Raw genomic sequence first — 21,588 nt, 5'->3', positions numbered from 1 at the left:
CGTGCAATCGTGCAATCAGACGCGCGGAATCGAACCGATATCGCCGATATGCTTCTCCGGCGCCGGCACGTCTTCCACCGACACCACCGCGCTCGATTCCCCGATCGCCTCCGCCCGCGTCCCCATCAACGATTGCGGCCGACGCATGAATTCGTCTTCCACGGTATCGCCGAATGCCTGCCGCACGAACGCGCGCAGCAACGCGATGCGCAACGACACTCCGCGCCCCTCCACGCTCTCCCCGTCCTTGCCGAAGCTCACGCTGCAGACCACTTCGCCGCGGCCGTGATCGTGCATCTCGAGCCTGCAGGCGCGCTCCAGCACGACGGAGGCGGCTTCCCACGAGGTAGACGGCAGGAAGCGCCCGTCCCACGGCCGTCCGCGATCGTTGCCGCGGATGGAAAGCGTCTCGCCGCTATCGGTAAAGTGGATTTCCCGAACGAATTCGTGCAGCCCGCGCGCGACCCAGTAGTCGAGCGTGGCGCCTTCGAGATCGGATGTGTTCATTGCGGCGCTCTCTCCTGTCGATGGAGGACGGAGCATGCACGCCGCGTTCCCGCGCCGGGATCGAGCCGGGATCAGTAGTCCGCGCGTTCCCGGTCGATGCGCATGCCGCCGTCCTGATTGCGATGATGCGGTTCGTCGCTCGGACGTTCGCGCGCGATCCGCATGACGTCGTGATTGGTTCTCACGCGGCGCATCACGTTCGCCAGATGCACGCGGTCGCTGACCTGGATCACGAAGCGCAGCAGCTTGGCTTCCTGCGACACGTCCTCGTCCATCGCGATGTGCACGATGTTCGCGTCCGCCGAGGTAATGTCCGCCGCGACGCGCGCGAATACGCCCTTGGTGTTCTTCACCAGCACCTTCACGGCGACGTCGAACAGGCGGCCCGGTTGCGGCGCCCAGGCCACGTCGATCCAGCGGCCCGGATCGCGCCGGTGAATGCGCTGCGCGACACGGCAATCGGTGGTGTGGATCGCCATGCCGAGGCCGATGCCGATATAGCCCATGATGTCGTCGCCGGGAATCGGGCGGCAGCACGGCGACAACTGCACCGACATGCCTTCCGTGCCCGTGATGACCACCGGCGGCGCGGTATTGGTGTTGTGATGGTCGCGATGCGGATGCTCGTCGTCATCCAGACCGTTCATCAGCACCTCGATGCGCTTCGCCATCACCGCGGCCACACGGCGTCCGAGGCCGATATCCGCGAAGATTTCCTGACGCGTCTTGTTCCCGGTCCAGAGCACGAGCTTTTCCCAGACTTCCGGCGTGACGTCGGACAGTGCGAGGCCGTAACCCTTGAGACTTTGATCGACGAGACGCTCGCCCAGCTGGACGGACTCGTTCAGGCGCATTGTCTTCAGATAGTGGCGAATGGCCGAGCGCGCCTTGCCGGTGCGCACGAAACCGAGCCACGCCGGATTCGGCTTCGAATAAGGCGCGGTGATCACCTCGACGATATCGCCGCTCTTCAGCTCCGTGCGCAGCGGCAGGAGCTCGTTGTTGATCTTCACCGCGACGCATTGATTGCCGAGGTCGCTGTGAATGGAATACGCGAAGTCGAGCGCGGTGGCGCCGCGCGGCAGCGGCATGATGCGCGACTTCGGCGTGAAGACGTAGACGGCGTCCGGGAACAGGTCGATCTTGACGTGTTCGAGGAATTCGCTCGAATCGCCCGCTTCGCTCTGGATGTCCAGCAGCGACTTGAGCCATTGATGCGCGCGCTTTTGCACATCGTTCAGGTCGGCGCCGCCGTTCTTGTACAGCCAGTGCGCCGCGACGCCGGCTTCGGCGATCTCATGCATCTTGCGCGTGCGGATCTGGAACTCGATGGGCGCGCCGAACGGACCGACCAGCGTGGTATGCAAGGACTGATAGCCGTTGACCTTCGGAATCGCGATGTAGTCCTTGAACTTGCCCGGCACCGGCTTGTAGAGCGCATGCAGCGCGCCGATGCACGTATAGCATTCGAGCGCGCTCTCGACGACCACGCGAAAGCCGTACACGTCGAGCACCTGCGAGAACGACAACTGCTTGTCGCGCATCTTCTTGTAGATGCTGTAGATCGTCTTCTCGCGGCCGGTGACTTCCGCGTTGATCTTGGCGTCCGCGATGGTGCGCTGCACCGCTTCGAGAATCTTGCCGACCACTTCGCGCCGGTTGCCGCGCGCCGCCTTCACCGCTTTTTCGAGCGTGGCGTAACGGGTCGGATTGAAGTTCGCGAACGAGAGATCCTGCAGCTCGCGATAGGTATTGTTCAGACCGAGCCGATGCGCAATCGGTGCGTAGATGTCCAGCGTCTCGCGCGCCACGCGCCGGCGTTTCTCCGGCGGCACCGCGCCCAGCGTGCGCATGTTGTGCAGGCGGTCGGCCAGCTTCACGAGGATCACGCGCACGTCGCGCGCCATCGCGAGCAGCATCTTGCGGAAGTTCTCCGCCTGCGCCTCTTCGCGATTGCGGAATTCCATCTTGTCCAGCTTGGACAAGCCGTCCACCAGTTCCGCGACCTTCGCGCCGAAGCGCTCCGCAATCTCCGTCTTGGTCACGCCCTGATCTTCGATCACGTCGTGCAGCAGCGCCGCCATGATCGATTGCGCGTCCAGCTTCCATCCCGCGCAGATTTCCGCGACCGCCACCGGATGCGTGATGTACGGCTCGCCGCTCTGGCGATACTGCCCGAGATGCGCTTCGTCGCTGAAATGGAAAGCTGCCTTGACTTCCTTGATCTCTTCGGCCGTGATGTAGCCGGAGAGCGCATTCGTCAGTTTCGCGATGGAAACGACGTCATGCTTGCGCGGCTGCTCGGGCGTGGCGGTCGGACCGAACAGATGGCGGAAGGACTGTTCGAGAACGGCGTCGATGTACTTGCGCGCCGCGTGCGGCTTGTCGGCGTCGAGCAAGGAGTCGGCGTCGGTGTCGAGATCGGGATCCACGGCGGCGGAGACGGGCAACGGTGTCTGACTCATGATCGCCTCCTCCGTGGTGATGTGATGCGGCGGGTTGCAGGTTGCAGCCTACAAACGGATCAGGGAACCGGCGCCGGTTCCCTGCTTGATTCAAGCCCTCAGACGGGCACCTTCTTCAGCATTTCGATGCCCACTTGCCCCGATGCGATTTCACGCAGTGCGACGACGGTGGGCTTGTCGCGGCTTTCGATCTTCGGCGTATGGCCTTGCGCCAGCTGGCGAGCGCGATAGGTTGCAGCGAGTGCGAGCTCGAAGCGGTTAGGGATTTGTTTCAGGCAGTCTTCGACAGTGATGCGGGCCATGTTGGTTTCCTTCTCGATATGAACTTTATTCTACCTTATGTGACCGATATGACCCGGCCACCGCGGTGCTCATGATTGCGGCGTGGAGTGGATGCCGAGATCCACGAAGAGCTGCGTATTGCGGGCATATTGCGACGTGAAGCGCAGGCGCGTCGCGGCGACGAGGCAGCGCAACTCGGTGAGCGCGCGATCGAAATTCTCGTTGATGACCACGTACTCCGCTTCCGATGCATGCGCCATCTCGCTGCCGGCTGCAAGCAGACGGCGCACGATTACCTTGTCGGAATCCTGGCCGCGTTTCTTGAGGCGGTCTTCGAGCGCATCCAGCGACGGCGGCAGGATGAAAATCTCCACCGCATTGCGGAACTGCTTCTTCACCTGCTGCGCGCCCTGCCAGTCGATCTCGAGCAGCACGTCGTGGCCCATCTTCATCTGGTCGGCAATCCACAGCTTGGACGTGGCGTAGTAGTTGCCATGCACTTCGGCGCTTTCGAGAAACTCGCCGCGCTCGCGCCGCTCCATGAACTCATCGACGGACACGAAGTGATACTGCACGCCGTTGGTTTCCTTCGAACGCGCTTCACGCGTCGTGTAGGAAACCGACAGCAGGATGGCCGGATCTTCGGCGAGCAGCGCGTTCACGAGCGTGGACTTGCCGGCGCCCGACGGCGCGACGACCATGAACAGGTTGCCGGGATAGATGCCGGTGTAGTGGCTGTGCGAGCGATGCGGTGTGGGGTTCGACATGATGGTGCGTTACTCCAGATTCTGTACTTGCTCGCGCATTTGTTCGATGAGCAGCTTGAGCGTCATCGAGGCGTCGGCGAGTTCCTTCGCGGCGGCCTTCGAGCCGAGCGTGTTCGCTTCGCGGTTGAGTTCCTGCATCATGAAGTCGAGACGCTTGCCGACCTTGCCGCCCTTTTGCAGCACATGGCGCGTCTCGGTCAGATGCGCGCTGAGACGCTGCAATTCCTCGGCGATGTCGATGCGGATGCCATAGATGGTCACTTCCTGGCGGATGCGTTCGGCGACTTCCTCGCGCGGCACGCTGGCGGCGGAGGCGCCGTCGGCGGTGGCGATGCCGAGCGCATCCTGCAGGCGCTCGACGATCTTGTGCTGATGCCGCGCGATCAGTTCGGGCACGAGCGGCGTGATGCGCGCGACGATGGCTTCCATCTCCGTCACGCTGTTGAGCAGCACGGTGCCGAGCGCGGCGCCTTCGCGGCCGCGCACTTCGATGAGATCGGCGATGGCCTGCCTGCCGCACGCGAGCACGGCTTCGCGCAGCGTGTCCTGCGACACCGAGCTTTCCGCGAGCACGCCGGGCCAGCGCAGGATTTCGCCAGTGCGCATGCGCTCGGCGCCGGGGAAGATGTCGAGCACGGCGCGCTCGAGCGTGGCGAGCTGGCTGAGCGCGTCGCGGTTGAGCGCGCCGGCATTGGCCGTCTGTTCGACACGATTCAGGTTGATGCGGATATCGACCTTGCCGCGCGAGAGCTTGTTCATCAGCATTTCGCGCAATTGCGGCTCGGTGGCGCGCACGTCTTCAGGCATGCGGAAATTGAGGTCGAGAAAGCGCGAATTCACCGTGCGCAGTTCCACCGAAACCCCGACGCCCGAACCGCCCGCGCCATTGGGTCCCGCGCCATCCGCGACGACTTCGCGCGTCGCGCTGGCATAGCCAGTCATGCTGTAGATCATGGTACGTCTCGCGATTGAGACCTTCGTTGCGAAGGCCATTTCGATACGAAGCGCCCGGCGCTTTCGAAAGCCCCTTGGAGTGGCGCGTGTGTGACCGCCGGGCGAGGAACCGGCATTATCCCATTTTTGCCATGCGGACCGCCTACCAAGGGTCGGCCGGACCGGGCCCGCCCGACGCCCTGCGGGGTTTGGCGATAAAATCCAGCCTTGCTGCGCGGCGTCCCACGGCTGTCCTGCAAGCGTTCTGTGCCGGACGCGCGCGCTTTCACTCTCACCACTCGATCCTCATGACCGACTCTCCCCTGCTGAAGCCCTCTCCCCCGCGCCCGAGCGGCCGCCGCGCAAACCAGCTGCGCGACGTGCGCATCACGCGGAACTACACGAAGCACGCGGAAGGCTCGGTGCTCGTCGAATTCGGCGATACCAAGGTGATCTGCACGGCCAGCATCGCCGAGCGCGTGCCCGAATTCCTGCGCGGCCGCGAACAGGGCTGGCTCACCGCGGAATACGGCATGCTGCCGCGCGCCACGCACACCCGCAGCGACCGCGAAGCCGCACGCGGCAAGCAGACCGGCCGCACACAGGAAATCCAGCGTCTGATCGGCCGGGCGCTGCGTTCGGTGTTTGACCTGAACGCGCTCGGCGCGCGCACGCTGCATCTCGATTGCGACGTGATCCAGGCCGACGGCGGCACGCGCACGGCGTCGATCACCGGCGCGTTCGTCGCGGCCTATGACGCCACCAGCAAGCTGCTGGCCGCGGGCAAGATCGCGAAGTCGCCGGTGAAGGACTTCGTCGCGGCGATCTCGGTGGGCATCTTCGAAGGCTCGCCGGTGCTCGATCTCGACTACGACGAAGACTCGCAGTGCGATACCGACATGAACGTCGTGATGACGGGCTCGGGCGGATTCGTCGAAGTCCAGGGCACGGCGGAAGGCGCGCCGTTCTCGCGCGAAGAGATGAACGAGCTGATCGCGCTCGCCGACAGCGGCATCAAGGCGCTCGTGCTGAAGCAGAAGGAAGCATTGGGGATTCGCAGTGTCTGATTCGTTTGCATCCGGGGCGGCGCCGGGCCGTGTCGTGCTCGCCTCGAACAATGCGGGCAAGCTGCGCGAGTTCGCGGCGCTGCTGGAGGCGGCGGGCATCGAACTGATTGCGCAGGGCGAACTCGGCGTGCCCGAGGCGCCCGAGCCGCATGTCACCTTCGTCGAGAATGCGCTGGCGAAGGCACGCCATGCGTCGGCGCTGACGGGCCTGCCCGCGCTCGCCGACGACTCCGGCCTGTGCGTGCGCGCGTTGCAGGGCGCGCCGGGCGTGTATTCGGCGCGCTACGCGTCGCTTGCCGGCGGGGAGAAAAGCGACGCGGCGAACAACGCGCGGCTGGTCGCGGATCTCGCCGGCGTGGCGGACCGTCGCGCGTATTACTTCTGCGTGCTGGTGCTGGTGCGTCACGCGGAAGACCCCGAACCGCTGATCGCGGAAGGCCGCTGGCACGGCGAAGTGCTCGACGAACCGCGCGGCGCGCACGGCTTCGGCTACGACCCGCACTTCTTCCTGCCCGCGCTGCACGCCAGCGCCGCCGAACTCGATCCCGCCCGCAAGAACGCGCTGAGCCACCGCGCGCTGGCGCTGCGCGACCTGCTGCAACGACTGAAGGAACTGGCGTGAGCGCGGGACCGAAGACCATCAACGTGGTGCAGACCTTTACGTCGCCGGGCAGCATCCGCCTGACGTCGTTGCCGCCGCTAGCGCTGTATGTGCATTTTCCGTGGTGCGTGCGCAAGTGCCCGTACTGCGATTTCAACTCGCACGAGTGGAAGGGCGACAGCTTTCCCGAAGACCGTTATCTCGACGCATTGCGCGCCGATCTCGAAAGCGCGCTGCCGCTCGTGTGGGGACGACAGGTGCATACGATCTTCATCGGCGGGGGCACGCCTTCGCTGCTCTCGGCGCCCGGTCTCGACCGGCTGCTTTCGGACGTGCGCGCGCTGCTGCCCGTCGACGCCGACGCCGAGATCACGCTCGAAGCCAACCCCGGCACGTTCGAGGCGGCGAAGTTCGCGTCGTTCCGCGCGAGCGGCGTGAACCGGCTGTCGATCGGCATCCAGAGCTTCAACGAGGCGCATCTGAAGGCGCTCGGCCGCATCCACGATGCAGGCCAGGCGCGCCAGGCCGTGGAGATCGCCGCGCGGCACTTCGACAACTTCAACCTCGACCTGATGTTCGCGCTGCCGCAGCAGTCGCTCGACGAATGCCGGCACGACATCGAGACGGCGCTGGCGTTCGCGCCGCCGCATCTCTCGCTGTATCACCTGACGATGGAGCCGAACACGGTCTTCGCGAAGTATCCGCCCGCGCTCCCCGACGACGATGCTTCCGCCGACATGCAGGAGTGGATTCACGAGCGCACGCGCGAGGCGGGCTACGGACGCTATGAGGTATCGGCGTATGCGAAGCCGCATCGGCAGAGCCGGCACAACCTGAACTACTGGCGCTTCGGCGATTACCTGGGGATTGGCGCGGGAGCGCATACGAAGCTGTCGTTTCCGTCGCGGATCCTGCGGCAGGCGCGTTTCAAGCATCCGGCGAGCTACATGGATCACGCGCTTTCGCCGACCGAAACCCCGGTGCAGGAAGAACGCGAAGTGGGTCCGCGCGATCTGCCCTTCGAGTTCATGCTGAACACGCTGCGGCTCGTGGAAGGTTTCCCGGTGCATGCCTTCGTGGAGCGCACCGGCTTGTCGCTGTCGGCGATCGAACCGGCGCTCCAGCGCGCGGAACAGCGCGGACTCATCACGCGCACCCCGGAGCGCATCGCGCCGACCGAGCTCGGCCAGCGCTTCCTCAACGATCTCCAGGAGATGTTCTTGAAGGATCCGCACAATTGAGCGCGTCGACGGCGGCGTCCGGCTCGGTGATGCGGCATCGTCCGTTCGCGCTGTTCTGGAGCGCGCGGGTGATGTCGTCGGTGGCGTTCCAGATGATGTCCGTGGCGATCGGCTGGCAAGTCTATTCGATCACCCATAGCGCCTATGCGCTCGGCTTCGTCGGACTCGCGCAGTTCCTGCCGATGTTCGTGCTGACGCTGGTCGTCGGGCACGTGGCGGACCGCTACGACAGGCGCACCATCGCGTACGTCTGCCAGGGAATCGAGGGGATCGGCGCGCTCGCCCTGTGTCTCGGCGCGTGGCACGGCTGGAATCACGTCGGCCCGATCTATGCCATCGCCACGATCACGGGCGCGGCGCGTGCGTTCGAATCGCCGTCGATGGCGGCGCTCTTGCCCAACCTCGTCGCACGCACGCAGTTGCAGCAGGCGACCGCATGGTCCACTTCGGCGAACCAGACCGCGATGATTCTCGGCCCGGCGCTGGGCGGCCTGCTGTATGGCTTCGGCGCGTTGACGGTGTATGGCGCGGTGGCTATCGCGTTCCTGGCGGCGGCGTGGGCCGTGGCGGCGATCCGCATCGACGAACCGGTCCGAATGCGCGCGCCCTTGTCGTTCGAGGCGCTGTTCTCGGGCATCGGCTTCATTCGCAGCAAGCCGGTGATTCTCGGCGCGCTGTCGCTCGATCTGTTCGCCGTGCTGCTCGGCGGCGCGACGGCGCTGCTGCCCGTCTATGCGCGCGACATCCTGCATACCGGTCCGTGGGGACTCGGCGTGCTGCGCGCGGCGCCGGCGGTGGGCGCGCTGACGGGCTCGATCGTGCTCGCGCACTTTCCGCTGCGGCAGCGCGCGGGCACGGCGCTGTTCGGCGGCGTGATCGTGTTCGGCATCGCGACGATCTTGTTCGGGCTGTCGCACGACATCGTGCTCTCGCTGATCGCGCTTGCCGTGCTCGGCGCATCGGATGTGATCAGCGTGGTGGTGCGCACATCGCTCGTGCAGTTGCAGACGCCCGATGACATGCGCGGAAGAGTCGGCGCGATCAACTCGCTGTTCATCGGAACGTCGAATCAGCTCGGGGAGTTCGAGTCGGGCATGACGGCGGGGCTGTTCGGCGCGATGCCGGCGGTGCTGATCGGCGGGATCGGGACGATCGCGGTCGCGCTGCTGTGGATGCGGCTGTTTCCGGCACTGCGGGCGACGAAATCGCTGGAAGGGTGAAGGTTTGAAGCGATGCGGCTTCCTGCCGGAGAGTTGCGCTACAATACGCGCCTTGCTGGAGGTGTGGCCGAGCGGTTTAAGGCACCGGTCTTGAAAACCGGCGAAGGAGCGATCCTTCCGTGAGTTCGAATCTCACCGCCTCCGCCAGCACCCAATCAAAAGCCCCATGAGTTGCCCGCTCATGGGGCTTTGTCGTTTCCGCGCAGTTCTCTCGCCACTTCACATGATCACTTTCTCATCTCCCGCTCATCGTGGCGACGCGGCCGTTTCGTACTCTATCCCTGACGCTGCTGCACCGGCCCGATCCGATTCGGACCACCCGCTCGCGGGACTAGCGAATACCACCGGACGCAGCAGCGCCGCCGTCTTTCAGGACATTCAGGACGGCGCCGACGCACCTCACCTCGACGACCCTGCGCTGCACGAGCCAGCCGCGTCCAGGTTGTCGTCAGGCCACGCGCACGACGGAACTGGTGGCCCGTCGTGCTTTGGTCCGGGCACTCCCGCCCGGACGTTTTTTTTTGCGCCGCGCCCGACATCGAAGAGCGCCGAGGCGAACCTCGCCGCTCCCGCACAACCCATCTTTCAAGCCCCCACTGCCGTCCCGCACTGGCTGCAAAACTTCGCGCCTAGCACGAGTGCCTGACGACATTGCCCACACGACTGCGGCACGAGCGGCGTCGCGCACTGCGAGCAGAAGCGCGCGCCTTCCTGCTGGCTCGTATTGCATCGCGGGCAGCTTACACCGCCGGGCGGACGCGTCGGCGCCGCCGGAGCGGGCGCCCGTCCCCAGCCCTCGTTCCCTTGTCCGCCATGATGTCCATGACTCCCTTCATGCCGACGGCCATGCCCGCCCTGCACCGCATCTCCACGATGCCCGCCAAACGCGCGCTCGAACCAGTTCATGCCATCTCTCCCAAGTCACTTGCGCAGCAGACGCAAACCATTCCCCACCACGAGCAGACTCGCGCCGACGTCGGCGAACACGGCCATCCACATGGTCCCGATGCCCCCGATGGTCAGCCCCAGGAACACCGCCTTGATCCCCAGCGCCAGCACGATGTTCTGCACCAGCACGCGATGCGTCGCCTTCGACAAGCGGATGAACGCGGGAATCTTTCTGAGGTCATCGTCCATCAGCGCGACATCGGCGGTTTCGATGGCCGTGTCCGTACCCATCGCGCCCATCGCGAAGCCGATGTCCGCGCGCGCCAGCGCCGGCGCATCGTTGATGCCGTCGCCGACCATGCCCACCGTCGTGCCCCCCGCCGAGAGCTGCTCCACAGCCCGCAGCTTGTCCTCGGGCAGCTGATCGCCCTCGGCGCGATCGACGCCCACTTCGCGGGCAATCGCCGCCGCGGTATGCGCGTTGTCGCCGGTGAGCATGACGGTGCGCACACCCAGCGCATGCAGCTCGGCGACGGCCGCGCGGCTCGTGTCCTTCACCGTGTCCGCGACGGCGAACAGCGCCAGCACGCGCTCTTCATCGGCGAGCATTACGACGGTCCTGCCGTTTTTCTCATGGCGTTGCAGTTGCGCTTCGAGCTCCGTCGAACACAGGCCGAGCGCTTCCACCATCCGGTGATTGCCGAGCGTATGGCGACGCCCGTTCACCCGGCCCGCGATACCTTGTCCCGGCAACGCTTCGAACTCGTCGACGGGCAACAAACCGACCGCATCCGCCGCGCCGGCGCGTGCGATGGCCGTCGATACCGGATGATCGGAGCGGCTCGACAAGCTGACGGCGATCGCGCGCACTTCCGCGTCCGGGAGATCGTTCGTCGTCTGTTCGAACGCCACCTGCACCGGCTTGCCGTGAGTCAGCGTGCCGGTCTTGTCGAGGGCGAGCCAGCGCAGTTTCCGGCCTTGTTCCAGAAAGGTCCCGCCCTTCACGAGCATGCCCTTGCGGGCCGCCGCGGCAAGCCCGCTAACGATGGACACCGGCGTCGAGATCACCAGCGCGCACGGGCACGCGATCACGAGCAACACCAGCGCCTTGTACAGCCACGTGAGCCACGCGCCCGCGAACAGCAGCGGCGGCAGCACGGCGACGCCCACCGCGACCAGGAACACGCTCGGCGTGTAGATGCGGGCGAATTGATCGACGAAGCGCTGCGTCGGCGCGCGCGTGCCTTGCGCGTTCTCCACCGCATGGATGATGCGGGCGAGCGTCGACTGGCCGGCCACAGCCGTCACCTCGTACTCGAACGACCCGGACTGGTTGATCGTGCCGGCGAAGACGTCATCGCCGGGCCCTTTCTCGACGGGCAGGCTCTCGCCGGTGATGGGCGACTGATCGATCGTCGAGCGGCCCGCGCTGATCCTGCCGTCCAGCGCGATGCGCTCGCCCGGCCGCACGCGCGCGATGGCGCCAAGTTTGACTGCCGTAGCCTCGACGTCGCGCCACGGACCGTCCGGCTGCCTGACGGTCGCGGTGTCGGGCGCCAGCTTCATCAATCCTTCGATGGCATTGCGCGCGCGATCAAGCGAGCGTGCCTCGATCAGTTCGGCGATCGTGAACAGCACCATCACCATCGCGGCCTCGGGCCATTGGCGCAGCGCGAGCGCGCCGGTCACCGCGATGCTCATCAGCGCGTTGATATTGAGGTTCAGGTTGCGGATGGCGACCCAGCCTTTCTTGTAGGTGCCGACGCCCGAACCCGCGATCGCCAGCACCGCGAGCGCCGCGACGAGCCATTCGGGCGCGCCCAGCCAGTTCGCGGCTTCGGCGCTCAAGGCGGTGACGCAGGCCGCACCGAGCAGCCACATGGGCTTGCGGGACGGCGCGGAAGAGGCGGCGCGGGCGCCGGTTTGTGCGTCATCCGCGAGTTCCGCTGCGAAGCCGAGCGACGTGAGCGCCTTGAGCACCGCATCGAGTCCATCGGGCCGATGCACGACCGTCAGCACGCGCTGCATCAGGTTGAACTGCATCTCGCTGACCTCCGGCAGCGCGCCGAGTTTTTTGCGGATCAGCGCTTCCTCGGTCGGGCAGTCCATCTGCGCGATGCGCATCTGCGTGCGGACGAAGCCGCCCGAGGTAACGGACGGGGCCAGCGCGGGGTGGTCGTGGGCGTGTGCATGGTCGTGTTCATGGCCGTGGTCGTGTTCATGCACGTGGTCGTGATCGTGACCATGTTCATGCCCGCCACAATGTGCGTGTCCGACGGCACGCACGTCCTGCTCCTTTCGAAGCTCGATGATCGAATCATGTCCTGCGCAGCACTGTTTCATTTTCGCTATCCCTTAACGCCATGGGGCGAGTAAACACCCTGGAGGAACTCCAGGGTCAAGGGACGATTCTTTGAAAACAGTCATTCCGCGCGAAAGCACGCCAACGCGTGCATGTCGCTATGCGAAGGAAATCAGGAATCAGCAGGGCTTTGTCGGTCATGCGTGACAATCGCAGTGAACAGACAGGCCATAGGCCCATCTAACCGCCCACATCGATCACTACGCGGAGACGCTTATGAAATCAAACCGCATCCTGCCCTTTCTCTTCGGGGCGTTGCTGGCTGCAAGCCTGCCGATGCAGGCGCAAGCCCAGCCCAACCCGAATGCGCAATGGCGGCATTCGGAAACCACCTTCTTCGATCTCATCCAGAACGGCTACGGCATCGTCTCGGTGACGAGCGTGGCCGCCCGCAGCACCGGTCTGCCTGAAGACACCTACATCCTGCAGAAGACCAACAGCGTGTTCCGCTGCGTCGAAACCCGCGCGGCGGAAACGGGCGCGGTAAGAGCATCAGCGCCGCTGCGCTGCGCCGAACTGGTCAAACCCTACGTCGACTGACTCACGCCCGCTGTCCGCTGAAGGCGCCGTACTTTAGCCCACCGGCGTCTCGCCCTCACCCGATTCCTTGCCCGGCCGGTCATTCGGTCCTTGCTTGCGGTTCTCGTCGCTCCGCTCCGGCAGCTTGCTCTTTTCGTTGTCGCTATGCTCGGCCGGCTGGGCATTGTCCGGCGCTTGACTGTCTGCGTTCATGATCGGCTCCTTGGAAGCTTTCCTTGTGAAAGCCAAGGCAGCAAGTCGCGCGCCCGCACGATCGTGTCGACGTCGCCCATCCGGCCCGCAGGCACTACCATGGAAGCAGAGTCTTCCACGGCGCCCTCCCATGTCCGCCTCTCTCCGTTCGGCCGTAGCCGCCCTGCTCGGCGCATGCGCCGTGCTCGCGCTGACTTCATGCACCTTCACGCCGCCGCCCGGTGTCGTCGCGGCGCGCACAACCGCGCCGCCCGCGGCGCAAGGCTCGACCCTCGACGACTACAAGCAGCGCATCGCGCAACGCATCTTCGAGCGCAATCCGTCGCTGGTGCTCAAGGGCACGCCGCAAGCGATGCTGCGTTCCTTCGTGCTCGTCGCGTTCACGGTGGATCGCGGCGGCCGGCTGGTCGATTCGTCCGTGTACCGCACCAACGGCGACGACGAAGCCGAAGCCACCGCGCTCGCCTCGCTGCGTCGCGCGGCGCCGTTGCCCGCACCGCCGGCGCGGCTGCTGAACGGCAATGGCCAGTTGGAGTTGTTCGAAGGCTGGATGTTCAACGACAACGGCCAGTTCCAGCTGCAAACCTCGCACTCGCCGCAGGCGACGACCATCGACTAGCATCGACCGGTGGCGGTCGCCACGCACGCTCGTTATAATTTTTCGCACCCCGGCCGGACCTGCTTCCGGCGTGGCCTTCGCCCCGCGCCCACCCCGCGCGCCCTGCGAAGCGCCTCAGGCGCAGCCCATCTGCGCCGCGACCACGCGCGGTACTCGCGCATGCCGCCCGGCGCTGGCTCCCAGCGTCACCGCTGTCATCGCATGACCATCCCTACAAGAAGCTGACGCGACAGTCGACGGCGACAGTCGACGGCGCCACGCCCCGACGCAGCACGAATCAACGCAACACGCATCAACGCCAAGACAACGGAGACAGCATGTCCTCACCCTCGCTCTCCGCCGCCAAGCCCGGCGACGGATCCCAAAGCGCTTCCCGCGTGATTTTCGCGAGCTTCATCGGCACCGCGATCGAGTTCTACGATTTCTATGTCTATGCGACCGCCGCCGCGCTCGTCATCGGACCCGTGTTCTTTCCGCACGACTCGCCCGCCGCGCAGGCACTGTCGGCGTTCGTCACCTTCGGCATCGCGTTCGTCGCGCGGCCGATCGGCTCGTTCCTGTTCGGACATTTCGGCGACCGCATCGGCCGCAAGTCGACCCTCGTCGCCTCGCTGCTGGTCATGGGCGTCTCCACGACGCTGATCGGTTTCGTCCCCGGCTACGATTCCATCGGCAGCCTCGCGCCGATCCTGCTGTGCGTGCTGCGCTTCGGCCAGGGCATCGGTCTCGGCGGGGAATGGGGCGGCGCGGCGCTGCTGGCCACCGAGTACGCGCCCAAAGGCAAGCGCGGGCTGTTCGGGATGTTCCCGCAGCTCGGGCCGTCGATCGGCTTCCTCGCCTCCAACGGCCTGTTTTTCGGTCTGGCGCTGTCACTCACCGACGAACAGTTCCGCAGCTGGGGCTGGCGCGTCCCGTTCATCGTCAGCGCGGTGCTGGTCGCGCTCGGCCTGTACGTGCGCCTGAAAATCGCGGAGACGCCTGCGTTCCGCGCGGCCGTCGAGCGCGAGGAGCGCGTCAAGGTGCCGGTCGCGACGCTGCTCGGCAGTCACCTCATGCCCACGCTGCTCGGCGCGTTCGCGATGGTCGTCTGCTACACGCTGTTCTACATCTCGACGGTGTTTTCGCTGTCGTTCGGCGTCGGCAAGCTGCATTTCGCGCGCGAGACCTTCCTCGGCCTGCTGTGCTTCGCGGTGCTGTTCATGGCGCTCGCCACGCCCATTTCCGCAATCGCCAGCGACCGCTTCGGACGCAAGCCGGTGCTGGCAGTCGGCTGCCTGCTCGCGATCCTGTCGGGCTTCACGATGGCGCCGCTGCTCGGCAGCGGCAACACGATCCAGGTGGCGCTGTTCCTGACGATCGAACTGTTCCTGATGGGCGTGACCTTCGCGCCGATGGGCGCGCTGTTGCCCGAGCTGTTCCCGACCAACGTGCGCTACACCGGCGCGGGCGTCGCGTACAACCTGGGCGGGATTCTGGGGGCGTCGGTGGCGCCTTATATCGCGCAATTGCTCGCGAACCGGGGCGGCCTGACGTGGGTGGGTGGATATGTATCGGCGGCGGCGGCGGTCAGCCTCATCGCCGTGCTGTGCATGCGCGAGACCCGCGATATCACGTTGGAATGAGCACGCTCGAATAAACTTGGCGCCGCTCAGCGGTCGTGCCGGTTGCCTGCCTGCGCGGGCGCCGGCCGGCCGTTGACGAGCGCGACGCGCGGCGGCGCCGGCCGCTGCGCCTGCCTGACCTCCTTGTCGCGCGCGGCCTTCGCCGCCTTGCGATCGGCCCAGAAACGCGCGAGCGCCAGCAGCGTGACGATAGCGATGCCATCCGCGATCAATCCCAGGATCCAGTGCGACGGATAGCGTCCGAGTCCGAGCACGCCCATGGCCCGCAGCGCCGAATCCAGCACGAGCGACACGCACGCCCCCGCGATGAAGCACACGAGCCCTTGCTGCCCGATCGTCACGATGCCCGGCAGCCTGCGCGCGAGCCGTCCGATCCAACCGGCATACACCGCGCGCGCGACGATCCACGCGATGGCGGCGAAGCTCACGATGCGCAGGGTCGCAAGATTCTGTTTCATGAATCCCGGCGGCGGCTGCATTTCGAAGAACAGCTTGTAGAACGCGAAGACCAGCGCGACCGCAATCGCCACGGCGGTCAGCCCGCGCGCGATGCGGCTCGCATGGAATCCTTCGCTGATCGGCTGGACGCGCGCGAGCATGCCGGTCACGAACATCAGCTGCCACGCGAAGGGATTGAACGACCACGCTTCCGCATAGGTGCCGGGCAGCGCGCGTGCGAGCGGCGCGGCCGCGAGCCAGACCAGCAGGCTTGCGAAGATCGCGACCACCGGCTTCTTCTGCGCGAGCGGCACGATCACGGGCACGGCGAGGGCGAAGACGGCGTACATCGGCAATACCGCCGACAAATACGGCTGCTGCCTGAGCGTCACGATTTCGCCGATCAGACCCAGTGGCCGCGCGAGGAAATTGGGCCATTCGGTGTACTGGAGCATCGGCGTGTCGATCTTCAGCGCCATCATCAGGCCGCCGCCGATCAGCATCAGGAAGGCCGTGAACAGATAAGCGCGATAGATTTCCCAGCTGCGGCGGAAAAAACGCCGGCGCGCGGCCTTGATGCTACGGCGAGTCGCAAGCGCCGTATAAGCCGCCGCCGACGCGTAACCGCCCAGGAAGACGAACACTTCGGCGGAATCGCAAAAGGCATATTGATGCAGCGTGAAGCGCGACAGCACACTTCCCGTTATATGGTCTACCGCGATAATCAGCAGCACGATTCCTCGAAAGAAATCGACTTCGAGAGAACGTGTTGTCGGGGAAGTCATCTGGTGAATGCTCCACGGGCTGCGGTTCCACGGCGACAGGAACGTCGCGCGCGCATACGGGGTTTGTACTGACTCCCGAGAGAAAATTCCCTTTATCGACCGGTATTTAAAGTAACACCCGATGTCAGTCGGCAAGCTGGCGGCGAAATGACTTTTTGGCCCGCTATTCAGTCATTTTTGCTGTGCTTATACTCGAAGCGGCATCGAAACAAGCTCGACAAAACCAAAACGGTTCGGCAGCGTCAATCGCGGATTCTTCATTCGCGCTTCAATCGGGAGGCCACCATGCGTTTTCATCTTCAAGGCTCGCATCTGGTTGCAATGATCGCCATCGCGCTGCTGAGCGCCCTGCTGCTCGCCGTGAAGTTCCGGCCTGCAACCTGGCGCGGCGTGGTCGTCGAAGCAGTCATTGCGAATGTCGGCGCCATTCTCGCGGTCGTCGCGTTCGAGGTGCTCACCGCCTGACCTGCTCGTCCGCTCGCAAGAAATTTCAAACCGTTTGAACTCTGTTGCCAGGAGGCTGTCACATCGGGCAATGGCGTTCAGGCGACCGGTTCTTTTCGGGTTGCTCGAACGACTCCCTTCTCCTCTCCGTTCCTGCTAACGCGGGAACGTTCAAGGGCGCCAGGCGAAAGCCTCGCGCCTGTTCTTTTTTCCGCCCTGCGCATGCCGTAGTTCAAGCAATGCTTCGCTCACTCGCAGCGAACATGCCTGGCCCGCTTCGTCGGTTCAGGATTTCCCACGCTCGGAGCGTGCCCGGCATCGCGGAATGACCCGACTCAGATCCAGTGTCCCGGCACATAGCGATACTGCCCGCGATACGGCGACCACACGCCCGCGATCCAGCGCCGGCCCGCGCGCACTTCGACCCATCGTCCGGCGGCCCAGACGTAACGGCCCTGCCAGACCCAGTGTCCGGCTTCCCAGATGAAGCCCGCACGCGGCGGCGGAATGCGCTCGTAGCGCGGCGCGGGCGGCGCGCTCGGCGCGATGATCACCGCGGCGGCGTACGCCCCGGACAGCGTGACGGCGCCGGCGGCGATGATCGCGATCTGAACGAGCAGGCGGCGAAGGGACACTTTCATGAACGACCTCTTGTCGAAAAACATCGAACGCGCGCGCAGGGCGCGCGGGCAAAGCTCGCGGCGCAGGAACCTCCGCGAAACAGTTCAATGTGTAGACCGGCCGATGCGATGACAGGCGCAGGCGTGCCAGAGGCCCGAATTCGAAACGATGTGTGGACAAGTGTCAGCGACTGTCGATGCGCCTGCTCGCGCCACCTCGAAGAACGACAAGAGAATCACGCAAACGATAGCGCCACAAACGAAAAGAGCCGGAATCTCGCGATTCCGGCTCTTCCTGTAAAGCAAACGGTGCGGCACGCAGACGCGCCGCACGACGTCACGCCTGCGGAATTTCGATCTTCACTTCCAGCACTTCGAGATCGTCCTGACGTTCGAGGCTGACCCGAATGTCGTCGTTGGAAATCTTCACGTACTTCGAAATCACCGCAACGAGTTCCCGTTGCAACGCCGGCAGGTAATCGGCGGCGGCTTTGCCACCTGCGCGCTCGTGCGCAATGATCAACTGCAAGCGTTCCTTCGCGACCGAAGCGGACTTTTTCTTCTCGCCCAGCAAAAACGAAAGAATCGACATTGCGTCCCCTTACTTGGTGCCGAAGATGCGTTGCAGCAGGCCGGGCTTTTGATAATCGGTGAAGCGCAGCGGCTTCTGCTCGCCGAGAAAGCGCGACACCACGTCCTTGTACGATTCGGCGACATCCGTGCCGTCGAGATGCACGGCGGGCAAGCCCTGGTTCGATGCGTGCAGCACCGCTTCCGACTCCGGAATCACGCCGATCAGATCGATGCGCAAGATCTCCTGGATGTCGCTCAGCGACAGCATCTCGCCTTCGGAGACGCGCTTCGGGTTGTAGCGCGTGATGAGCAGGTGTTCCTTGATCGGCTCCTTGCCTTCCATCGCGCGCTTGGTCTTCGACGAGAGAATGCCGAGGATGCGGTCCGAGTCGCGCACCGACGAGACTTCCGGATTCGTCACGATGAGCGCTTCATCGGCGAAGTGCATGGCCATCAGCGCGCCGGATTCGATGCCCGCCGGCGAATCGCAGATGATGTATTCGAAGTCCATCTTGACCAGCTCGTCGATCACCTTCTCGACGCCTTCGAGCGTGAGCGCGTCCTTGTCGCGGGTCTGCGAAGCCGGCAGGATGAACAGGTTCTCGCACTTCTTGTCCTTGATGAGCGCCTGGTTCAGATTGGCTTCGCCCTGGATGACGTTGATCAGGTCGTACACCACGCGGCGTTCGCAACCCATGATGAGGTCGAGATTGCGCAGACCGACGTCGAAGTCGATCACGGCCGTCTTGTGGCCGCGCAAGGCGAGCGCCGATGCGAAGCTCGCGCTGGTGGTCGTCTTGCCGACGCCGCCCTTTCCCGAAGTCACCACAATGATTTTTGCCATACAAGTACCTTGTGTTCGTCAATAGGTCCGCTCGCGTTGCCTGGAGCGCGCGCTGGGCATCGGTGGCGCGCGGGTGGAGGCGACTCGTCAGGTCAGCCGCAGCGGTTCGATCATCAGTTTTTCTTCGTTCAGCCAGATCTGCACCGGCTTGCTCAGCACGTCGGCCGGCAGCGGGTTCTCGGTGGTCCGGTAGATTCCCGCGATGGAGATCAGTTCCGGTTCGAGACAGGTGCAGAAGATCCGCGCGTCGAGGTTGCCGTGCACGCCCGCGAGCGCGCGGCCCCGCAACGGCGCATAGATATGGATGTTTCCTTCCGCGATGACCTCGGCCCCGTAGGACACGAGCCCGAGCACGATCAGGTCGCCCTTCGCGTAGACCTGCTGGCCCGAGCGCAACGGCCGGTCGATGATGGTCGCCGGCTGCGGCAGCGTCGCGGGCGGCGGCGTGTTGGCGACGGCCGCCTCGATCACGGCGGCGGCCTCGGTGTTGGGCTTGGCTTCGTCGACGGAAGGCTTCGGCGCGCCCCGGCGATCGCGTGCTTCGAGGATCGGCAGGCCGCCTTCGTTGGCCCACTGGATGGCCCACGTCTGCGCGGGCAGCGCGACCACGCCGATGGGACGCATGCGCACGCCGGCAAGCAGCTTCTCGAGTTCCGCGAGGGAGATGCGCTCGCCTTCAGCGAGACGTCGAACGTCGATGGCGACGACATCGCCTGCGAAGAATTCGGGAGTCGCTTCGAAACGCCGCGTGAGTTCGGTGCGCAAGGCATCGAGGTCGGGAGTCTTGACGACGAAGAGAAGCGTGTCGACGGAGCCGCTGCGCAGTTCGAAATAGGGCGTTTTGTTGAGCGACATAGGAACGGCCAAAAATTTTGCGTATTTTACAGGCGTTGTCGCACACGGCCATAATTTTTGGCTCGAATTCAGCTATCGGAAACGCGAAGTGCGACGAGAGATGCGTGCCGCGCGCACGCTCGACGTGACCGCGATGCGCGCTTAGACAGGCTGCCCGGAATGCAGCCGATGCACAAAGAGGGATTCGGCTTCCTGCTCATGCAAGGGCATGGCGCGACGATCGCCGGTCGGGCCGAAGCCCAGACGTTCGTAGAAGCGCATCGCGGTGCGGTTCTCATCGGCGATCCACGCGTGCACGTCGGCCGCGCCCTGCTCCGCGAGCCATTGCGATGCGACGTTCACGAGCAGTTCGCCGCCGCGCAGATGACGCACCGCCGGCGCGACCCACAGCGCGTTCACGAAGGCGCGCCCGCCCGGTGCGTCCTCGATGTACGCATGCACGAGCCCGCAGGGATGGCCTTCGGTGTACAGCAGGAAAGTTGCGAGCTTGTCGGCGCTGGCGTGCAGCGCGGCGGTATCGTCGAATTGGGCGGGTTCGAGCAGCAGCGCATCTTCAAGCGTCTCGCCGAATGCGTAAGGCGCCTCGCGCAGCGATGCCGTGCGAAGTTCGCGCAGGACCGGACCTTGTTGCGCGGCGATGCGGCTGACGGTCAATGAGGGACTCATGCGGGCAATTTCTCTCTGACTTCAGGCTCCATGCGTGCGGCTCGTGCGGCCGGTCCGGCATGTTCAGCCATGGGCGTAGCTTCAACCGATCGGGCGGACCCGTCAATTCCTAAATCCGGGAAAGTGCTTTACAGCGCACATGGCAATGCGTAGCCGTGCTCATGGTCGCTTCGCTCATTCAGGGCGCCGCGTACGCGCCGGTGCCGTCCGGCCAGGGCGTGAGCAACTCGAAACCGTCCTCGGTCACGGCCACCATGTGTTCCCATTGCGCAGACAGCGAGCGGTCCTTGGTCGTCACGGTCCAGCCGTCGCGCGACTGCTGCGTGGCGGCGCGGCCTGCGTTGATCATCGGCTCGATCGTGAACACGAGGCCCGGCTTGAGGCGCAGTCCGGCGCCGCGCTGACCGTAGTGCAGCACTTGCGGATCTTCGTGATACACGCGGCCGATGCCATGGCCGCAGTATTCGCGCACCACGGAAAAGCCTTCCCGGTGCGCGACGCCCTGAATTGCCGCGCCGATGTCGCCGAGCGTCGCGCCCGGGCGCACTTCGCGGATGCCGGCCACCATCGCCTCGTACGTGGTTTCAGTGAGGCGGCGCGCCTCCGCGTTCGGCGTGCCGGCAAAGTACATGCGGCTCGTGTCGCCGTAGTAGCCGTCCTTGATGATCGCGACATCGATGTTGATGATGTCGCCGTCCTTCAGCTCCTTCGGCCCGGGAATGCCGTGGCAGACGACGTGATTCACCGAGGTGCAGACGGTTTTCGGAAAGCCCATGTAGCCGACGTTGGCGGGAATGGCTTTCAGTTCGTCGACGATAAAGCGGTTGCAGAGGGCGTCGAGTTCGTCGGTGGTGACGCCGGGACGGACGTGTTCGCCGATCATCGCGAGAACTTCGGCGGCCAGGCGGCCGGAAATGCGCAACTTGTCGATGTCTGCGGGAGTCTTGAGCGTGATGGCCATGGGGCGATGCAGATGGGTTCAGCGGCCTGCGTGCGCGGCCTTCGACCGGATTTCAGGCGGACGGCGCACGAGGACAATGGGGCCGATGATAGCATT

General features: G+C 65.0%; 23 protein-coding genes and 1 tRNA gene. 9 read left to right on the top strand and 15 right to left on the bottom strand.

The genetic code is table 11. The annotated features are described in order from the left end of the window. Window positions 1-15: 15 nt before the first annotated feature. The 5 genes from QCE69_RS03390 to QCE69_RS03370 all read right to left on the bottom strand — a co-directional run bounded on the left by QCE69_RS03390 (window position 16) and on the right by QCE69_RS03370 (window position 4,975). Entirely contained in the window at window positions 16-507 is a 492-nt protein-coding gene (locus QCE69_RS03390) for a phage protein NinX family protein (RefSeq protein ID WP_309914486.1), read from the bottom strand. A gap of 71 nt (window positions 508-578) precedes the next feature. Continuing rightward, window positions 579-2,972, bottom strand: a complete 2,394-nt coding sequence (locus QCE69_RS03385; protein ID WP_309914483.1) for a bifunctional (p)ppGpp synthetase/guanosine-3',5'-bis(diphosphate) 3'-pyrophosphohydrolase — start codon at window positions 2,970-2,972, stop codon at window positions 579-581. 98 nt (window positions 2,973-3,070) lie between these two features. Beyond that, complete coding sequence (gene rpoZ, locus QCE69_RS03380; protein ID WP_050456014.1) at window positions 3,071-3,274, bottom strand: DNA-directed RNA polymerase subunit omega; 204 nt, start codon at window positions 3,272-3,274, stop codon at window positions 3,071-3,073. Between the two features lie 69 nt (window positions 3,275-3,343). Further along, a complete protein-coding gene (gene gmk / locus QCE69_RS03375) occupies window positions 3,344-4,021 on the bottom strand; it encodes a guanylate kinase (RefSeq protein WP_309914479.1) in 678 nt (225 codons plus the stop codon). Window positions 4,022-4,030: 9 nt separating this feature from the next. Next, window positions 4,031-4,975, bottom strand: coding sequence for a YicC/YloC family endoribonuclease (locus QCE69_RS03370; protein ID WP_309929472.1), 945 nt, complete (start codon window positions 4,973-4,975; stop codon window positions 4,031-4,033). A 287-nt stretch (window positions 4,976-5,262) separates the two neighbouring features. Here QCE69_RS03370 and rph point away from each other — a divergent pair, with 287 nt between their 5' ends. The 5 genes from rph to QCE69_RS03345 all read left to right on the top strand — a co-directional run bounded on the left by rph (window position 5,263) and on the right by QCE69_RS03345 (window position 9,230). Then, window positions 5,263-6,021: a ribonuclease PH gene (gene rph / locus QCE69_RS03365; RefSeq protein ID WP_404987274.1), complete on the top strand. Its 759-nt coding sequence runs from the start codon at window positions 5,263-5,265 to the stop codon at window positions 6,019-6,021. After that, entirely contained in the window at window positions 6,014-6,643 is a 630-nt protein-coding gene (gene rdgB / locus QCE69_RS03360; RefSeq protein ID WP_309929470.1) for an RdgB/HAM1 family non-canonical purine NTP pyrophosphatase, read from the top strand. Before rph ends, rdgB begins: the two co-directional genes overlap by 8 nt. Continuing rightward, on the top strand, window positions 6,640-7,863 hold the full coding sequence (gene hemW, locus QCE69_RS03355; protein ID WP_309914471.1) for a radical SAM family heme chaperone HemW: 1,224 nt from the start codon (window positions 6,640-6,642) through the stop codon (window positions 7,861-7,863). The genes rdgB and hemW overlap by 4 nt, the downstream gene beginning before the upstream one ends. A gap of 29 nt (window positions 7,864-7,892) precedes the next feature. Continuing rightward, window positions 7,893-9,083 carry an MFS transporter gene (locus tag QCE69_RS03350; RefSeq protein ID WP_309919590.1) on the top strand — a complete coding sequence of 397 codons (1,191 nt, stop codon included), beginning with the start codon at window positions 7,893-7,895 and terminating at the stop codon, window positions 9,081-9,083. A 57-nt stretch (window positions 9,084-9,140) separates the two neighbouring features. Further along, window positions 9,141-9,230: transfer RNA gene (locus tag QCE69_RS03345), tRNA-Ser, on the top strand. A gap of 438 nt (window positions 9,231-9,668) precedes the next feature. On the opposite strand, the gene QCE69_RS39480 is transcribed toward QCE69_RS03345, so the two are convergent. After that, window positions 9,669-9,989 (bottom strand): zinc-ribbon domain-containing protein, encoded by a 321-nt coding sequence (locus tag QCE69_RS39480; protein WP_404987271.1) that lies wholly within the window; start codon window positions 9,987-9,989, stop codon window positions 9,669-9,671. Between the two features lie 15 nt (window positions 9,990-10,004). Then, entirely contained in the window at window positions 10,005-12,314 is a 2,310-nt protein-coding gene (locus QCE69_RS03340; RefSeq protein ID WP_409021162.1) for a heavy metal translocating P-type ATPase, read from the bottom strand. 235 nt (window positions 12,315-12,549) lie between these two features. On the opposite strand from QCE69_RS03340, the gene QCE69_RS03335 reads away from it, so the two are divergent. Then, on the top strand, window positions 12,550-12,873 hold the full coding sequence (locus tag QCE69_RS03335) for a hypothetical protein (RefSeq protein WP_309929469.1): 324 nt from the start codon (window positions 12,550-12,552) through the stop codon (window positions 12,871-12,873). A gap of 33 nt (window positions 12,874-12,906) precedes the next feature. Here the strand turns inward: QCE69_RS03335 and QCE69_RS03330 are convergent, their stop codons facing one another. Then, window positions 12,907-13,065, bottom strand: a complete 159-nt coding sequence (locus tag QCE69_RS03330) for a hypothetical protein (protein ID WP_309929468.1) — start codon at window positions 13,063-13,065, stop codon at window positions 12,907-12,909. A gap of 130 nt (window positions 13,066-13,195) precedes the next feature. On the opposite strand from QCE69_RS03330, the gene QCE69_RS03325 reads away from it, so the two are divergent. Together QCE69_RS03325 and QCE69_RS03320 are read left to right on the top strand one after the other, a co-directional pair. Then, complete coding sequence (locus QCE69_RS03325; RefSeq protein ID WP_309914463.1) at window positions 13,196-13,684, top strand: TonB family protein; 489 nt, start codon at window positions 13,196-13,198, stop codon at window positions 13,682-13,684. 317 nt (window positions 13,685-14,001) lie between these two features. After that, window positions 14,002-15,306 carry an MFS transporter gene (locus tag QCE69_RS03320; RefSeq protein WP_309929465.1) on the top strand — a complete coding sequence of 435 codons (1,305 nt, stop codon included), beginning with the start codon at window positions 14,002-14,004 and terminating at the stop codon, window positions 15,304-15,306. Window positions 15,307-15,332: 26 nt separating this feature from the next. Here the strand turns inward: QCE69_RS03320 and opgC are convergent, their stop codons facing one another. After that, window positions 15,333-16,529: an OpgC domain-containing protein gene (gene opgC / locus QCE69_RS03315; protein WP_309929464.1), complete on the bottom strand. Its 1,197-nt coding sequence runs from the start codon at window positions 16,527-16,529 to the stop codon at window positions 15,333-15,335. 285 nt (window positions 16,530-16,814) lie between these two features. On the opposite strand from opgC, the gene QCE69_RS03310 reads away from it, so the two are divergent. Next, window positions 16,815-16,994 (top strand): hypothetical protein, encoded by a 180-nt coding sequence (locus tag QCE69_RS03310; RefSeq protein WP_309914456.1) that lies wholly within the window; start codon window positions 16,815-16,817, stop codon window positions 16,992-16,994. A 314-nt stretch (window positions 16,995-17,308) separates the two neighbouring features. On the opposite strand, the gene QCE69_RS03305 is transcribed toward QCE69_RS03310, so the two are convergent. The 6 genes from QCE69_RS03305 to map all read right to left on the bottom strand — a co-directional run bounded on the left by QCE69_RS03305 (window position 17,309) and on the right by map (window position 21,492). Beyond that, window positions 17,309-17,614, bottom strand: a complete 306-nt coding sequence (locus QCE69_RS03305; protein WP_309929463.1) for a hypothetical protein — start codon at window positions 17,612-17,614, stop codon at window positions 17,309-17,311. 316 nt (window positions 17,615-17,930) lie between these two features. Next, window positions 17,931-18,185, bottom strand: coding sequence for a cell division topological specificity factor MinE (gene minE / locus QCE69_RS03300; protein WP_035926261.1), 255 nt, complete (start codon window positions 18,183-18,185; stop codon window positions 17,931-17,933). 9 nt (window positions 18,186-18,194) lie between these two features. Next, complete coding sequence (gene minD / locus QCE69_RS03295) at window positions 18,195-19,010, bottom strand: septum site-determining protein MinD (RefSeq protein WP_309914450.1); 816 nt, start codon at window positions 19,008-19,010, stop codon at window positions 18,195-18,197. Between the two features lie 87 nt (window positions 19,011-19,097). Then, complete coding sequence (gene minC / locus QCE69_RS03290; protein WP_309831050.1) at window positions 19,098-19,865, bottom strand: septum site-determining protein MinC; 768 nt, start codon at window positions 19,863-19,865, stop codon at window positions 19,098-19,100. A 141-nt stretch (window positions 19,866-20,006) separates the two neighbouring features. After that, window positions 20,007-20,531 carry a GNAT family N-acetyltransferase gene (locus QCE69_RS03285; RefSeq protein WP_309914448.1) on the bottom strand — a complete coding sequence of 175 codons (525 nt, stop codon included), beginning with the start codon at window positions 20,529-20,531 and terminating at the stop codon, window positions 20,007-20,009. A gap of 178 nt (window positions 20,532-20,709) precedes the next feature. Then, a complete protein-coding gene (gene map / locus QCE69_RS03280; RefSeq protein ID WP_309914444.1) occupies window positions 20,710-21,492 on the bottom strand; it encodes a type I methionyl aminopeptidase in 783 nt (260 codons plus the stop codon). Between the last annotated feature and the right edge of the window lie 96 nt (window positions 21,493-21,588).

The organism is Caballeronia sp. LZ032 (genome assembly GCF_031451315.1).
Lineage (GTDB): Bacteria > Pseudomonadota > Gammaproteobacteria > Burkholderiales > Burkholderiaceae > Caballeronia.
Note: the sequence above shows the minus strand (reverse complement) of the source record. Positions and strands in the feature narration are given on the sequence as shown.

What these genes read in the sequence shown, in the direction of transcription:
- QCE69_RS03390 (WP_309914486.1), bottom strand. Translation starts at nt 507, where the DNA reads ATGAACACATCCGATCTCGAAGGCGCCACGCTCGACTACTGGGTCGCG.
- QCE69_RS03385 (WP_309914483.1), bottom strand. Translation starts at nt 2,972, where the DNA reads ATGAGTCAGACACCGTTGCCCGTCTCCGCCGCCGTGGATCCCGATCTC.
- rpoZ (WP_050456014.1), bottom strand. Translation starts at nt 3,274, where the DNA reads ATGGCCCGCATCACTGTCGAAGACTGCCTGAAACAAATCCCTAACCGC.
- gmk (WP_309914479.1), bottom strand. Translation starts at nt 4,021, where the DNA reads ATGTCGAACCCCACACCGCATCGCTCGCACAGCCACTACACCGGCATC.
- QCE69_RS03370 (WP_309929472.1), bottom strand. Translation starts at nt 4,975, where the DNA reads ATGATCTACAGCATGACTGGCTATGCCAGCGCGACGCGCGAAGTCGTC.
- rph (WP_404987274.1), top strand. Translation starts at nt 5,263, where the DNA reads ATGACCGACTCTCCCCTGCTGAAGCCCTCTCCCCCGCGCCCGAGCGGC.
- QCE69_RS03350 (WP_309919590.1), top strand. Translation starts at nt 7,893, where the DNA reads ATGCGGCATCGTCCGTTCGCGCTGTTCTGGAGCGCGCGGGTGATGTCG.
- QCE69_RS39480 (WP_404987271.1), bottom strand. Translation starts at nt 9,989, where the DNA reads ATGAACTGGTTCGAGCGCGCGTTTGGCGGGCATCGTGGAGATGCGGTG.
- QCE69_RS03340 (WP_409021162.1), bottom strand. Translation starts at nt 12,314, where the DNA reads ATGAAACAGTGCTGCGCAGGACATGATTCGATCATCGAGCTTCGAAAG.
- QCE69_RS03335 (WP_309929469.1), top strand. Translation starts at nt 12,550, where the DNA reads ATGAAATCAAACCGCATCCTGCCCTTTCTCTTCGGGGCGTTGCTGGCT.
- QCE69_RS03330 (WP_309929468.1), bottom strand. Translation starts at nt 13,065, where the DNA reads ATGAACGCAGACAGTCAAGCGCCGGACAATGCCCAGCCGGCCGAGCAT.
- QCE69_RS03325 (WP_309914463.1), top strand. Translation starts at nt 13,196, where the DNA reads ATGTCCGCCTCTCTCCGTTCGGCCGTAGCCGCCCTGCTCGGCGCATGC.
- QCE69_RS03320 (WP_309929465.1), top strand. Translation starts at nt 14,002, where the DNA reads ATGTCCTCACCCTCGCTCTCCGCCGCCAAGCCCGGCGACGGATCCCAA.
- opgC (WP_309929464.1), bottom strand. Translation starts at nt 16,529, where the DNA reads ATGACTTCCCCGACAACACGTTCTCTCGAAGTCGATTTCTTTCGAGGA.
- QCE69_RS03310 (WP_309914456.1), top strand. Translation starts at nt 16,815, where the DNA reads ATGCGTTTTCATCTTCAAGGCTCGCATCTGGTTGCAATGATCGCCATC.
- QCE69_RS03305 (WP_309929463.1), bottom strand. Translation starts at nt 17,614, where the DNA reads ATGAAAGTGTCCCTTCGCCGCCTGCTCGTTCAGATCGCGATCATCGCC.
- minE (WP_035926261.1), bottom strand. Translation starts at nt 18,185, where the DNA reads ATGTCGATTCTTTCGTTTTTGCTGGGCGAGAAGAAAAAGTCCGCTTCG.
- minD (WP_309914450.1), bottom strand. Translation starts at nt 19,010, where the DNA reads ATGGCAAAAATCATTGTGGTGACTTCGGGAAAGGGCGGCGTCGGCAAG.
- minC (WP_309831050.1), bottom strand. Translation starts at nt 19,865, where the DNA reads ATGTCGCTCAACAAAACGCCCTATTTCGAACTGCGCAGCGGCTCCGTC.
- QCE69_RS03285 (WP_309914448.1), bottom strand. Translation starts at nt 20,531, where the DNA reads ATGAGTCCCTCATTGACCGTCAGCCGCATCGCCGCGCAACAAGGTCCG.
- map (WP_309914444.1), bottom strand. Translation starts at nt 21,492, where the DNA reads ATGGCCATCACGCTCAAGACTCCCGCAGACATCGACAAGTTGCGCATT.